The organism is Aurantiacibacter hainanensis (assembly GCF_036321025.1).
GTDB lineage: Bacteria > Pseudomonadota > Alphaproteobacteria > Sphingomonadales > Sphingomonadaceae > Alteraurantiacibacter > Alteraurantiacibacter hainanensis.
On sequence record NZ_JAZAPB010000002.1, the window covers coordinates 1,222,996 to 1,235,023 of the forward strand.

Genomic DNA, 12,028 nt, shown 5'->3' on the forward strand with positions numbered 1-12,028 from the left:
AACCCGTTGTTCTGTCACCGCTCGTTGTCGAAAGGACTGCCAGATGAAAACGTTAGCCGCCATTGCCGCCGCGGGTCTCATGCTGGGTGTAGCCGCCCCTGCATTTGCCGACAATCACATGACCAGCACCGGTTGGGAAATCGTCGAGCGAAACGATCGAGGCCAGGCGACCAAGGTTCGCAAGGACGGTCAGACCATCGATGTCTGCATGACCCAGGAGCAGGACAACTGCATCAATCCGCGTGCCGCCGGACTGAACTGGGGCGATCGCCCTCTTGAATACTGGCCCGGTCAACCGGCCAGCCAGATGAACTGATCGGCAGGCTCCACGCCTCCGAAACTTTTACGCCGTATCGGGCCAGCGAAGCAGAACCAGTTTCGCCGGGCCGGTGCGGCGTTCGCTTTCGATCTCGAGAGCCTTGATCTTCACGTCTTCCTTGGCGCCCACTTCCAGAGCTACCCAGGTAGCCGGCCCGATCCAGCCAAGCCTCGTCAGCCTGTCCACCGCCACTTCTCCGGCGTTGGTGCCGTAGGGCGGATCGAGCAGGACCAGGTCACGCGGTTGCTTTGCCGCCCCCAGCGACATTACGGACCCCGCCACAACCTCGCACTGCTGCTGCGCGCGCAACGATGAAATGTTCTGTCGCAGGCAGCGGATGGCGGCGGCATCCTGCTCGACGAAGAGACAATTCGCAGCGCCACGCGACAAGGCTTCCAACCCCAGTGCACCAGAACCGGCAAACAGGTCGGCAACGGAGAGACCTTCGAGCGATCCGAGGCGGCTCACCAGCATCGAAAACAGCGTTTCACGCGTGCGGTCTGCGGTGGGACGGGTGGCGTCGCCCGGTGGTGCGCGCAATTGCCGTCTCTTCCAGTCGCCGGCGATGATCCTCATTTCAGGCTGCTCCGGAAACGTTCGATGTCTTCCTTGCGGATTTCCTGGGCCGCTCCGCGCGGCAGGTCCGCCAGTCCGAACGGGCCGTAGGCCACGCGGATCAGGCGACTGACCTCCAGGCCGAGATGCTCCAGCACCCGGCGAACCTCGCGGTTCTTGCCCTCCGTCAGCGTCAGCTCGATCCACTGGTTGCGTCCGGTCCGCCGCTCGAGATTGGCGTCGATGGGGCCATAGCGCATCCCCTCGATCTCGATGCCGTCCATCAGGTCTTCCAGCTGCTCCTGCGTCACGTCGCCGAACGTGCGGGCGCGATAGGTGCGGGGAATTTCCGTGGCGGGCAGTTCCAGCAGCCGCTTGAACTCGCCATCGTTCGTCAGCAGCAGCAGGCCTTCGGTGTTGAGGTCCAGTCGGCCGACAGGCATCAGGCGCGGCGTATCCTTGGGAAGGGCATTGCGAAGCGCGGTGTAGATCGTCGGGCGACCGGAGAAATCGCGCTCCGCCGTCAGCAGGCCGGTAGGCTTGTGGAAGGCGAACAGCCGCGTGCGTTCCGGTTTGGCGACGGGCTTGCCATCCACCGTCACGCCTTTCAGCGACGTCAGGAAGGTGGCGGGCGTGGTGACGATCTCGTCACCGATCTTGATTCGCCGGTCCTCGATCATCCGCTCGATCTCACGGCGGCTGGCCACGCCCGCGCGGGCTAGCAATTTGGCGATGCGGTCTCCCGCCGGGCGATCATTGTCGGACATTTGGCGCGCCATAGGCGTTGAAGACCCGTTCATCCAGCCTTCCATTGCGATGGATTACAGCTAGACCTGCATCTGGGCACCAGAACGGAGACGTCTCCTATGGCCGAAGCGGCCGCAGAATCGAAGAAATCCAAGCCCGGCTGGCGCACGCTGGCCCGCTCCCTGAAGAACCCGAAAAGCGGCTTCATGGCGTTGTTCGGCTTCGCCAGCGGCCTGCCGTTCGCGCTGTTCCTGGGCACGCTCTACGCCTGGCTGTCGGAGGCCGAGGTCGAGCTGGAGACGATGGGCGTCTTCTCGCTCATCGGCCTCGCCTATGCGTTCCAGTTCCTGTGGTCGCCGCTGATCGACAAGGTTTCGATACCCGGTTTCCGCAAGCTGGGGCGGCGAAAGCAGTGGATCGTGCCGTCGCAGATACTGCTCGGCATCATCCTGATCGCGCTCAGCCTTTCCAATCCCACGAACGAGGCGATCGGCTGGTTCAGCCTGCTCGCCGGTATCGGCGCGCTCGCCAGCGCCACGCAGGATATCGCCATCAACGCCTGGCGTATCGACGTGGCGGACGAGGAGGCGACGCTCGATATCCTCTCGACCGTCTACCAGATGGGATACCGGCTCGCGGCTCTGGTTGGCGGCGCGCTGGGCCTGATCATCGCGGCGCGGATCGGCTGGCCTCAGACCTACCTGATGATGGGCGGCATCCTGCTCGCCATCGGCATCGCCGGCCTTTTCGCGCCGGACAGCAAGGCGGGCGAGAACGTCGACGGCACGGTGGACGACGAACTGCTGCTCAGCCTTCGCAAGAAGGGCGAGCTGCGACCCGATCTGCGGGCGAAGGCGCTTGGCGCCGTGGGGCTGCTCTGGGCACTTGCCATCGGCGTGGTCCTCACCTTCATGTACATGTCGCTGGCCTATGCGCCCGAGGATCGCCCGAATCCCACCGACTTCACGCTGAACTACGGCCCCTGGATCATCGTCGCGACCGTCGTGATCCCCGCCTTGATCGCAGGCTGGCTGGCCTCGCAAAAGGCCAAGGGCGAGAATGTCATGACCGAGGACCTGCCCGCCAGGGAGGGCAATTCCTACGTCGTGGACCACCTCTATCGCGCGCTGGTCATGCCGCTGGTGGAATTCGTCGGCCGGATGGGGTGGTCGCTGGTGCTGATCCTGTCGCTGGTGCTGACCTATCGCATCTGCGACGCGATCTGGGGGACCTTCGCCTATCCGTTCTACCTGGGTGAACTGAACTACACGAACGACGAGGTCGCCTTTGCCTCGAAGTTCTTTGGCGTGGGCGCAATCATCGCCGGGCTCGCTTTCGGCGGATACCTGCTCACCGTGATCGGCCGCATGGCAACGCTCACGCTGGGCGCGCTGATCGCCGCGCTGACAAACCTGCTCTACGCCGACATGGCGGCAGGCGGCGCCTACATGCAGGCGGCGAGCGATGCGATCGGCTTTTCGGCCCTCATCAATTTCATGGCACCGTTCGGCTCGGACGCCCTGCCGCGGCTCACCTTCACCATCCTTTGGGAGAACCTGGCGATCGGTATCGCGGGCGCGGCATACGTGGCTTGGCTCAGCTCCATCGTCTCGAAGAAGTACTCGGCCGTGCAGTATGCGCTGCTGTCTTCTCTTACGCTGCTGGTGGGCACGCTGGGACGCGGGGCGCTGGGCGAGATGATCGAGGATCGGGGCTACTACGACGTCTTCATCCTCACCACGCTGATCGGGTTCATCGCCGTGGTGCTGTGTATCTTCGAATGGATCCGCGTCAGCCGTTCGGGGGCGAAATCGGGCGTGGTGACGCCGGACACCCACGATGTCGCGCCGGAGCCGGCGGAATAGGGCCGAAAAGCTAGACCGGGAATTCCCGGTTCGCGCTTAGAACCTTGCCCGCAAGGTAAAGCGAGCCGCAGATCAGCACCGTCCCGGCAGGGCCAAGCGCCGTGACGGCCGATGGCACGTCTTCTGCGGTTGCGACATGGTGCGCGCCGGCCTCGCGCGCGAGTTCGGCGAGCGTTTCCGGAGCAAGGCAATCATTACCCGGAATGGGCACTGCCGTGATCGAGTTCAGGTGCGGTGCGACGATGGCTAGAAATCGGCGTGCATCCTTCGCCGCCATCATGCCGATCACCGCGTCCACCGGCTTCTCTGCCCAGGTCTCCAGGTAGCGCGCCAGCGCCTGCGCGGCGTCGGGATTGTGTCCGCCATCCAGCAGGAACGCCCGCTCCGGCAACAGTTCGGTCAGCGGCCCGGCGCTGAGCCGTTGCAGGCGCGCGGGCCAGCGTGTCTCGCGGATACCCTTGGCCATTGCCGCGTCCGACACCGTCACAACATCCTGGTGACGCAGCATGGCCACGGCTAGCGCGGCGTTATCGGCCTGATGCGCGCCTGGCATTGTCGGCAAGGGCAGGTCGAGCTGCCCGTGCCGGTCGCGATAGGCGATGGCGTCGCTCCCCGCCTCGGCCCACCAGTCGTGGCCACGCATGTGCAGGGGCGCGCCAGCCAGCCCGGCGCGGCGCTCCACTTCGGCCTCGACATCCGGCGAGTAGCCCTGTGTCACCAGCGGAGAGCCGGGGCGGGCGATGCCAGACTTCTCGAAAGCGATCCGCACCATCGGGTTGTCCGTGGGGGAGGGAGCCTCGGGGTCCTCGTTCAGCAGGAACTGATCGTGATCGATACCGAGGCTGGCAATACCGCAGGCGGCAGGCCGTTCCATGACGTTGGTGGCATCGAATCGCCCGCCAAGGCCCACCTCGATCACGCAGGCGTCAGCAGGTTCACGCGCGAAGGCGAGGAATGTCGCGGCCGTCGTTACCTCGAAGAAGCTGGGGGAGAGGTCTTCAGCGGTATCGAGAACCTCTTCCAGCAGACTTGCCAGCATCCTGTCGGAAATCAGCTCTCCGCCAACGCGGATGCGTTCATTATAGCGCACGAGGTGCGGCTTGGTGGCGACATGGACGCTGAGCCCTTCCGCCTCCAGCATGGCGCGCAGGAAGGCGCAGGTCGAACCCTTGCCGTTGGTCCCGGCGACATGGAAGACGGGCGGCAGGCGCTTTTCGGGATTGCCGAGGCGCGCCAGCAGTTCAAGGATCACATCCAGCCCGATGCGTCCCTGCGGCAAGGACAGGGCGCCCAGGCGATCGAGCTGCTTCTGGACCGCCGGGTCTTCCGAGATCGCGAAATCTTTCATGGGGAAGGCGAGTGGCCGGTCAGGCAGCCTTGGCCGGGCTGAGATAGTCCAGCAGCTGCGCAACCGTGGCGCGCAATTCCTTGCGGTGCACCACCATGTCCACCATGCCGTGCTTGTGCAGGTATTCAGCGCGCTGGAAGCCCTCTGGCAACTGCTCGCGAATGGTTTCCTGGATCACGCGCTGCCCGGCGAACCCGATCAGGGCGCCAGGTTCGGCGATGTGCACGTCGCCCAGCATGGCGTAGCTGGCCGTTACGCCGCCCGTGGTGGGGTCCGCCAGAACCACGATGTAGGGCAGGCCCGCTTCCTTCAGGCGACGCGTCATCACCGTGGCGCGCGGCATCTGCATCAGGCTGAGAATGCCTTCCTGCATGCGCGCGCCGCCAGCGGCCGTCACGCAGACGAAGCCGCAGCGCTCGTCCAGCGCGCGCTGGGCCGCGTTGCAGAAGGCATCGCCCACCGCCATGCCCATCGAACCACCCATGAAGGTGAAATCCTGCACGCCAACCACGGCGCGCTGACCATCGATCATGCCGAAAGCGGCGGTGAAGGCATCGGCCTGGGGATTGCCCCCGCGGGCGGCCTTCAGCCTGTCGGTATAGCGCTTGCTGTCCTTGAAGCGCAGCGGATCCTCGACGACCTTGGGCGGAGGCAGAAGTTCGAAACTGCCTTCGTCCATCAGCTGTTCAAGCCGGGTCTGGGCACCGATGCGGCCATGATGATCGCACTGCGGGCAGACGCTCAGGTTCTGCTCGTATTCGGTGCGGAACACCATTTCCTGACACCGGGGACACTTGATCCACAGGTTATCGGGCGATTCGCGCTTGTTGCCGAAGGGCAGGCGCTCGCGGACACGGGTTAGCCAACTCATAGCGGGCCCCTATCGCGCATTATGCACGGCTTCGGCAAGGCTTCGCGTCAGGTTGCGCAAGTGTTCCGGGGCGGCATTGCCGTGCTCGGCAACGAGTTCGACGAGGGCGGAGCCGACGACGACCCCGTCCGCAACCCGGGCGATGGCCTGCGCCTGTTCGGGAGCGCGCACCCCGAAGCCGACCGCCACCGGCAAGTCGGTATGCTGCTTAATGCGAGAGACGTTGGCCTCGATCGAATCGATGGCAGCCTGCTGCTTGCCGGTAATCCCGGCGACCGAGACGTAGTAGAGAAACCCTGCCGACTTATCGAGCACCGTCGGCAGGCGCTTCGCGTCGGTGGTGGGGGTGGCAAGACGGATGGGCGCGATGCCCTTTTGGCGCAGGGCAGGGCCAAGGTCCTCGTCCTCTTCCGGCGCGAGGTCGACGCAGATCACCCCGTCGACGCCCGCCTTCTCTGCGGCGTCCGCGAACCATTCCGGTCCGCGTCGCACCATCGGATTGGCATAGCCCATCAATACGAGCGGCACCTCGGGATGACGGGCGCGGAAGTCGGTCGCGATCTTGAGAACATCGGCAGTCTTCGTTCCCTTGCTGAGCGAGCGGATGTTGGCCGCCTGGATCGCAGGGCCATCGGCCATCGGATCGGTAAAGGGCATGCCCAGTTCGATCACGTCCGCGCCGCCTTCTACCAGCGCGTCGAGATTGGCCGCCGTGTCGCCGTCGCCTGCGGTGATAAAGCAGACGAGAGCGGGGTGGGGCTTGGCGAACGTGGTGGCGAGGCGGGTCATTCTATTTCTCTGTAATAGGACAGTAGGATTATCGTCCATCCGATCGCCATGACCGCGAGAATTGCCCCAAAAGCCTTCCATTCGAATGCAAGTTCATTGCTGAGAATTACGCTGGGAAGCGTTGCGGCGACAAAGGGAATTAAGAGTAACACTGCGAAGCATTTCAGAAAGTACGCCTTTGTCACATCTCCACTCCCAGCGCCTCGGCGACGGTGAAGATGTCCTTGTCGCCGCGGCCGCACAGATTGGCGAGCACGATGGCATCCTTCGGCATTTCACGCGCGCGTTTCACGATGGCGGCAATGGCGTGCGAAGGCTCCAGCGCGGGGATAATGCCTTCGGTGCGGCAGAGCAGCTGGAAGGCGTCCAGCGCCTCGTCATCGGTGGCGTAGGTGTATTCGACGCGGCCCGATTCCTTGAGCCATGCATGCTCGGGGCCGATGCCGGGGTAGTCGAGCCCCGCACTGATCGAGTGGCCCTCGGTGATCTGGCCGTCCTCGTCCTGCAGCAGGTAGGTCTTGTTGCCGTGCAGGATGCCGGGGAAGCCTCCTGCAAGGCTGGCGGCGTGTTCGTCGCCATCCAGGCCGCGCCCTGCCGCCTCGACGCCCAGCATCTTCACTTCGGGATCGTCGAGGAAGGGGTGAAACAGGCCGATGGCGTTGGAGCCGCCCCCGATGGCCGCAACCAGCAGATCGGGCAGACGGCCCGTGCGCTTCAGCATCTGTTCGCGCGCTTCACGCCCGATCACGCTCTGGAAATCGCGGACAAGCTCGGGATAGGGATGCGGCCCTGCGGCGGTGCCGATGATGTAGAACGTGTCGTGCACGTTCGCGACCCAGTCGCGCAGCGCCTCGTTCATCGCATCCTTCAGTGTCGCGCGCCCGCTGGTGACGGGCACCACCTCCGCGCCCAGCAGCTTCATGCGGAACACGTTGGGCTGCTGCCGCTTCACGTCGGTCGCGCCCATGAACACGGTGCAGGGCAGACCGAACCGCGCGCAGACGGTGGCCGTGGCGACGCCGTGCTGGCCCGCGCCGGTTTCGGCAATGATACGGGTCTTGCCCATGCGCTTCGCCAGCAGGATCTGGCCGATGCAGTTGTTGATCTTGTGCGCGCCCGTGTGATTCAGCTCGTCGCGCTTGAACCAGATCTGCGCACCGCCAAGCTCTTCCGTCAGGCGCGGGGCGAAATAGAGCGGGCTGGGGCGGCCGACATAGTGCTCCAGCAGGTCGTCGAATTCCTCCTTGAACGCAGGATCGGCCTTGGCGGCGTCATACTCGCGCTCCAGGTCCAGGATCAGCGGCATCAGCGTCTCGGCGACGTAGCGGCCGCCGAACTGGCCGAAATGCCCGCGATCGTCGGGCTGGTTTCGGAACGAATTGGGTTTGGTCTCGGTCATCGATTCGGCGTTTTGCAGAGCGGGGGGTGCAAGTCCAGCGGCGGCTTGTCGATTGCTAATGTCGCACACGCGTCGCCGGGCGGACGGCGAAAGGTGTTGGTCGACCGCGCGATTCACATGCAGAAGGTTCGGCGGCAACGGCCCGCTCAGGACATCGGCGGACATGGGGTCCGCCGGTCCAGGAGCAATTGAAAGACATGAATACCCGTAACATCGCGCTGGCGGCGCTGAGCATCGCCAGCGGTTTCATCGCCATGCCCGCAGCCGCGAACGAGGCCCGCGTGGAAGCTCGTGGCGGCATTTTCTGGGCAGGTGACGCCGAGGAAGCGACCGTCGGCGTGGCCGCCGGTTACGACTTCGATCTCGGCGAAAGCCTGTTCGTCGGCGCCGAAGTGTCGGCCGACAAGGTGCTGGTCGACGACAGCGACATCTACGCCGGACTGACCGGTCGCCTGGGCACTCGCCTGGGCGAGAATGGCCGTCTCTTCGCAGCCGGCGGCTATACCGTGAGCGAAGGCGAGGACGTGCCTCACCTTGGCGCAGGGTTCCAGTATGCGCTGGGCGAAATGGTCTATTTCAAGACCGAATACCGCCACTTCTTCAGCGACTTTGCCGATGGCGATACGCTGGTGGCCGGTATCGGCGCGCGTTTCTGAAACCCGGCTTTCGCGGGAGGACGCGACCTTCCGCGAGTGCAGGGGAAAGGGCGAACCCGAAGATCCCGCGGGTTCGCCCTTTTTCCTTAAGCCGCCTTGGCGCGCGCTTCCTTTGCCGCCTTGCAGAACGCCTCGATCAATGCCGGGTCCTTCTTGCCCGGCTCGCTTTCGAGGCCCGAAGAGGCATCCACCAGCGGCGCGCCGGTGTAGCGGATGGCATTGGCGACGTTGTCCGGCCCTAGACCGCCCGCGAGGCCCCAGGGCAGCACGTGGCGGTGGTTCAGCAGCAGCCGCCAGTCCAGCGCCAGCCCGTTGCCCCCCGGCAAGGCGCCGGCAGCGGCATCGTAGAGCAGGCGGTGTGCGCAATCCTTGTATTTGGAAGCGCGCTCCAGCGCGGCGCGATCCTTTACCCCGATGGCCTTCCAGACCTCGAGATCCGAGTTCTCGCGAATCAGTGCCAGCCACTCGGGATTTTCCTGCCCATGCAGTTGCAGCACGTCCGGCTGGATTTCCTGCAAGGCCTCTGCCGTGGGCTTGGGCTGCATGTTCACCGTCAGCAGCACGACCTTCACCGATTTCGGCACGCGCGTGCGCAGTTCCGCTGCCTTCTCGATCGAGAGATGGCGCGGTGATTTCTCGAAATGCACCAGGCCCACGTGTGTCGCGCCGGCTTTCACCGCGGCGTCAATCGTCTCCGCAGTGGTCAGTCCGCAAATCTTGATGAGCTGGTCGGCCATGTGTGTCCAACTAGTGAAGCGAAGATGGTTGGGGAAGGGTTAACCCGGACGATCCGGGCCGGAAAAAAGCTCTACAGCGTCGCCTCGATATCGCGCGCGGTCTGGAGCGGATCGTCAGCGCGGCTGATCGGACGACCGATTACCAGCACCGATGCACCGTCATCGCGTGCCTGGCGCGGGGTTACCACGCGCTTCTGGTCGCCGGTCGCCTTGCCGCCGGGGCGAAGGCCGGGGACCACGAAGAAGCCGTCCTTCCACTGCTTGTGAACCGACTTCACTTCCTGCCCCGAACACACGATGCCGTCGAGGCCGCTATCGTGCGCCAGATCGGCGAGCCGCATCACGTGATCGTGCGGAGTGCCCGAAACGCCGGTGCGTTCGAGGTCGCGCTCGTCCAGGCTCGTGAGCATGGTAACGGCGACGACTTTCGTGTTCTCGCCAGCCGCGGCCTTGGCATCTTCCATCATCGCGCGCCCGCCACTGGCGTGGACGGTCATGATGGCCGGTTCCAGCACGTGCAGCGACTGCATTGCCCCCGCAACGGTATTGGGAATGTCGTGCAGCTTCAGGTCGAGGAAGATCGGCAGGCCGAGGTGCGCGATTTCGTGCACGCCGTGGGTGCCGTGGGCGCAGAAGAATTCCAGCCCCAGCTTCACGCCGCCGATATGGCCCCTGACTTTCTCTGCCAGCGCCTTGGCCGCGTCGAGTTGCGGCACGTCCAGCGCCAGGTAGATCGGATTGCTCATAAGGGATCTTTGCCGCGCCTGTCGTCGTCGGCATGCGTGGTGCCGTCGGCGCGCGTCGTGTCGTCGGCCGCGGTCGAGCCGGGCGGGTCATAGGTCCCGGTCGAGGTCCCCGTCGGGCGCAAGGGCGTGTCGTCCGTCTCCTGCAGTTCCGGTTCGGCACGCTGGGTGTCTTCCACTACCTCGTCGTCCGAGCGGGCCACCGGGGTCGTCGCAGCCGTGCGCGCGGCGTTCTCCAGGCTCTGGATCTTGCGCCGCAGACGCCACTTGCTGGCGCGGTGATACAGCCACATCGGCACGAAACCGATGGCGAAGGCAACGATCACGATGGCGGGAATCTTGGTGTCCACCACGATGCCTTCCCAGATACGCACCGTGACGGTCGGATCCCAGTTGGCGATGGAAAACAGCAGCAGGCCGACCAGCAGCAGTACCCAGACAACTGTGCGAACGATTTGCATGGTTTATCTTCCTGTCCTTGCCTCGTTTCGAGCGATGCTAGGCGCTCCCTTCCGGCTTGGGAAGGGCAGGGCGATCAAGCTCCGAAAACCCGGTCGAAGATCGTGTCGACGTGCTTGAAATGATAGTCGAGGTTGAACTTCTCCTCGAGCTCCGCCTCCGACAGGGCGGAGGTCACTTCCGGGTCGGCCTTCAGCAATTCCAGCAGCGACATCTGGCCGTCCGATTCCCACACTTTCATCGCGTTGCGTTGCACCAGGCGATAGGCGTTGTCGCGGGTGATGCCCGCCTGCGTCAGGGCCAGCAGGACGCGCTGCGAGTGGACGAGGCCCCCCATCTTGTCGAGGTTCTTCTGCATCCGTTCGGGATAGACCAGCAGCTTGTCCACCACGCCCGTCAGGCGGGCGAGGGCGAAGTCGAGGGTGATGGTGGCATCGGGGCCGACGAACCGCTCCACGCTGGAATGGGAGATGTCCCGCTCGTGCCACAGCGCCACGTTTTCCAGCGCCGGGATGGCGTAGCCGCGGATCATGCGGGCCTGGCCCGTCAGGTTCTCCGTCAGGATCGGGTTGCGCTTGTGCGGCATGGCGCTGGAACCCTTCTGGCCCGGCGAGAAGTATTCCTCCGCCTCCAGCACCTCGGTGCGCTGGAGATGGCGAACTTCCACCGCAAGCCGTTCCATCGAGGATGCGATCACGGCCAGCACGCTGAAATACATCGCGTGGCGATCGCGCGGGATCACCTGCGTGCTCACCGGCTCCACCGTCAGACCCAGCTGCTCGGCGACATAGGCCTCCACGCTCGGATCGATATTGGCGAAGGTGCCCACCGCGCCGGAGATGGCGCAGGTAGCGATTTCGGCGCGGGCGGCCTGCAGCCGGTCGCGACAGCGGTCGAATTCGGCATAGGCCTGCGCCAGCTTGAGGCCGAAGGTGGTCGGCTCTGCGTGGATGCCGTGGCTGCGGCCGATGGTGGCGGTGTACTTGTGCTCCTGCGCGCGGCGCTTCAGCGCATCGAGCAGCGCGTCGAGATCCTCCAGCAGGATATCGGTGGCGCGGGTCAGCTGCACCGCCAAGGTCGTGTCGAGAACGTCGGAACTGGTCATACCCTGGTGCATGAACCTGGCTTCCGGCCCCACCTGGTCCGCCACCCAGTCGAGGAAGGCGATCACGTCGTGCTTCAGCACGCGCTCCTTCTCGTCGATCGCTTCCACGTCGATTTTCGGATCGGTCTTCCACCAGTCCCACAGCGCCTTGGCGCCGCTTTCGGGCACGACGCCGAGCTCGGCCAGCTTCTGCGTCGCGTGCGCCTCGATCAGGAACCAGATCTCGTACTTGGTTTCCGGCTCCCAGATGGCGGTCATGGCGGGGCGGGCGTAACGGGGGACCATCGTAGACTCCGGGAAGCAGGATTGGGTGTGTGGATTTGGCTGCGCGGCTAGGGCCTGCGCCTGCAATTGGCAAGGTGCGCAAAGGCCATCGTTGCTTTCAAATGCTCTTCGTGGTGAGATTACAGCAAGATCGCCGCGCTAGGGCATGTG

The 12,028-nt window shown here is 64.7% G+C and carries 13 protein-coding genes; 3 read left to right on the plus strand and 10 right to left on the minus strand.

Annotated features, from left to right (window positions below; all coding sequences use genetic code 11):
* Positions 1-43 precede the first annotated feature (43 nt).
* The gene (locus tag AAA989_RS13265) at positions 44-316 is read left to right on the plus strand and encodes a hypothetical protein (protein ID WP_338244327.1); all 273 of its coding nucleotides are present in this window, start codon (positions 44-46) and stop codon (positions 314-316) included.
* Positions 317-343: 27 nt separating this feature from the next.
* Here the strand turns inward: AAA989_RS13265 and rsmD are convergent, their stop codons facing one another.
* Positions 344-895, minus strand: a complete 552-nt coding sequence (gene rsmD, locus AAA989_RS13270; RefSeq protein WP_338244329.1) for a 16S rRNA (guanine(966)-N(2))-methyltransferase RsmD — start codon at positions 893-895, stop codon at positions 344-346.
* Positions 892-1,641, minus strand: coding sequence for a pseudouridine synthase (locus AAA989_RS13275; RefSeq protein WP_338244331.1), 750 nt, complete (start codon positions 1,639-1,641; stop codon positions 892-894). The genes rsmD and AAA989_RS13275 overlap by 4 nt, the downstream gene beginning before the upstream one ends.
* 99 nt (positions 1,642-1,740) lie before the next feature.
* Between AAA989_RS13275 and AAA989_RS13280 the strand changes: the two genes are divergently transcribed.
* Positions 1,741-3,486, plus strand: a complete 1,746-nt coding sequence (locus AAA989_RS13280; RefSeq protein ID WP_338244333.1) for an AmpG family muropeptide MFS transporter — start codon at positions 1,741-1,743, stop codon at positions 3,484-3,486.
* 10 nt (positions 3,487-3,496) lie between these two features.
* Here the strand turns inward: AAA989_RS13280 and AAA989_RS13285 are convergent, their stop codons facing one another.
* From AAA989_RS13285 to trpB, 4 genes are all read right to left on the minus strand, one after another.
* A complete protein-coding gene (locus AAA989_RS13285; RefSeq protein WP_338244335.1) occupies positions 3,497-4,834 on the minus strand; it encodes a bifunctional folylpolyglutamate synthase/dihydrofolate synthase in 1,338 nt (445 codons plus the stop codon).
* 19 nt (positions 4,835-4,853) lie between these two features.
* On the minus strand, positions 4,854-5,705 hold the full coding sequence (gene accD / locus AAA989_RS13290) for an acetyl-CoA carboxylase, carboxyltransferase subunit beta (protein WP_338244337.1): 852 nt from the start codon (positions 5,703-5,705) through the stop codon (positions 4,854-4,856).
* A 9-nt stretch (positions 5,706-5,714) separates the two neighbouring features.
* Positions 5,715-6,494, minus strand: a complete 780-nt coding sequence (trpA, locus tag AAA989_RS13295; protein ID WP_338244339.1) for a tryptophan synthase subunit alpha — start codon at positions 6,492-6,494, stop codon at positions 5,715-5,717.
* Between the two features lie 181 nt (positions 6,495-6,675).
* Entirely contained in the window at positions 6,676-7,893 is a 1,218-nt protein-coding gene (gene trpB / locus AAA989_RS13300; protein ID WP_338244341.1) for a tryptophan synthase subunit beta, read from the minus strand.
* A 197-nt stretch (positions 7,894-8,090) separates the two neighbouring features.
* Between trpB and AAA989_RS13305 the strand changes: the two genes are divergently transcribed.
* A complete protein-coding gene (locus AAA989_RS13305) occupies positions 8,091-8,549 on the plus strand; it encodes an outer membrane beta-barrel protein (protein ID WP_338244343.1) in 459 nt (152 codons plus the stop codon).
* A gap of 86 nt (positions 8,550-8,635) precedes the next feature.
* Here the strand turns inward: AAA989_RS13305 and AAA989_RS13310 are convergent, their stop codons facing one another.
* The 4 genes from AAA989_RS13310 to purB all read right to left on the minus strand — a co-directional run bounded on the left by AAA989_RS13310 (position 8,636) and on the right by purB (position 11,878).
* A complete protein-coding gene (locus tag AAA989_RS13310) occupies positions 8,636-9,286 on the minus strand; it encodes a phosphoribosylanthranilate isomerase (protein ID WP_338244345.1) in 651 nt (216 codons plus the stop codon).
* A gap of 71 nt (positions 9,287-9,357) precedes the next feature.
* Positions 9,358-10,032, minus strand: coding sequence for an orotidine-5'-phosphate decarboxylase (gene pyrF / locus AAA989_RS13315; RefSeq protein WP_338244346.1), 675 nt, complete (start codon positions 10,030-10,032; stop codon positions 9,358-9,360).
* Complete coding sequence (locus AAA989_RS13320) at positions 10,029-10,490, minus strand: LapA family protein (protein ID WP_338244349.1); 462 nt, start codon at positions 10,488-10,490, stop codon at positions 10,029-10,031. Before AAA989_RS13320 ends, pyrF begins: the two co-directional genes overlap by 4 nt.
* Positions 10,491-10,564: 74 nt before the next feature.
* A complete protein-coding gene (gene purB, locus AAA989_RS13325) occupies positions 10,565-11,878 on the minus strand; it encodes an adenylosuccinate lyase (RefSeq protein WP_338244351.1) in 1,314 nt (437 codons plus the stop codon).
* Positions 11,879-12,028: the final 150 nt, after the last annotated feature.

Excerpts from the sequence above, each read along its gene's own strand:
- trpB (WP_338244341.1), bottom strand. The coding sequence starts at position 7,893 with ATGACCGAGACCAAACCCAATTCGTTCCGAAACCAGCCCGACGATCGC.
- AAA989_RS13265 (WP_338244327.1), top strand. The coding sequence starts at position 44 with ATGAAAACGTTAGCCGCCATTGCCGCCGCGGGTCTCATGCTGGGTGTA.
- AAA989_RS13310 (WP_338244345.1), bottom strand. The coding sequence starts at position 9,286 with ATGGCCGACCAGCTCATCAAGATTTGCGGACTGACCACTGCGGAGACG.
- AAA989_RS13285 (WP_338244335.1), bottom strand. The coding sequence starts at position 4,834 with ATGAAAGATTTCGCGATCTCGGAAGACCCGGCGGTCCAGAAGCAGCTC.
- pyrF (WP_338244346.1), bottom strand. The coding sequence starts at position 10,032 with ATGAGCAATCCGATCTACCTGGCGCTGGACGTGCCGCAACTCGACGCG.
- trpA (WP_338244339.1), bottom strand. The coding sequence starts at position 6,494 with ATGACCCGCCTCGCCACCACGTTCGCCAAGCCCCACCCCGCTCTCGTC.
- AAA989_RS13305 (WP_338244343.1), top strand. The coding sequence starts at position 8,091 with ATGAATACCCGTAACATCGCGCTGGCGGCGCTGAGCATCGCCAGCGGT.
- rsmD (WP_338244329.1), bottom strand. The coding sequence starts at position 895 with ATGAGGATCATCGCCGGCGACTGGAAGAGACGGCAATTGCGCGCACCA.
- AAA989_RS13275 (WP_338244331.1), bottom strand. The coding sequence starts at position 1,641 with ATGTCCGACAATGATCGCCCGGCGGGAGACCGCATCGCCAAATTGCTA.
- accD (WP_338244337.1), bottom strand. The coding sequence starts at position 5,705 with ATGAGTTGGCTAACCCGTGTCCGCGAGCGCCTGCCCTTCGGCAACAAG.
- AAA989_RS13320 (WP_338244349.1), bottom strand. The coding sequence starts at position 10,490 with ATGCAAATCGTTCGCACAGTTGTCTGGGTACTGCTGCTGGTCGGCCTG.
- AAA989_RS13280 (WP_338244333.1), top strand. The coding sequence starts at position 1,741 with ATGGCCGAAGCGGCCGCAGAATCGAAGAAATCCAAGCCCGGCTGGCGC.
- purB (WP_338244351.1), bottom strand. The coding sequence starts at position 11,878 with ATGGTCCCCCGTTACGCCCGCCCCGCCATGACCGCCATCTGGGAGCCG.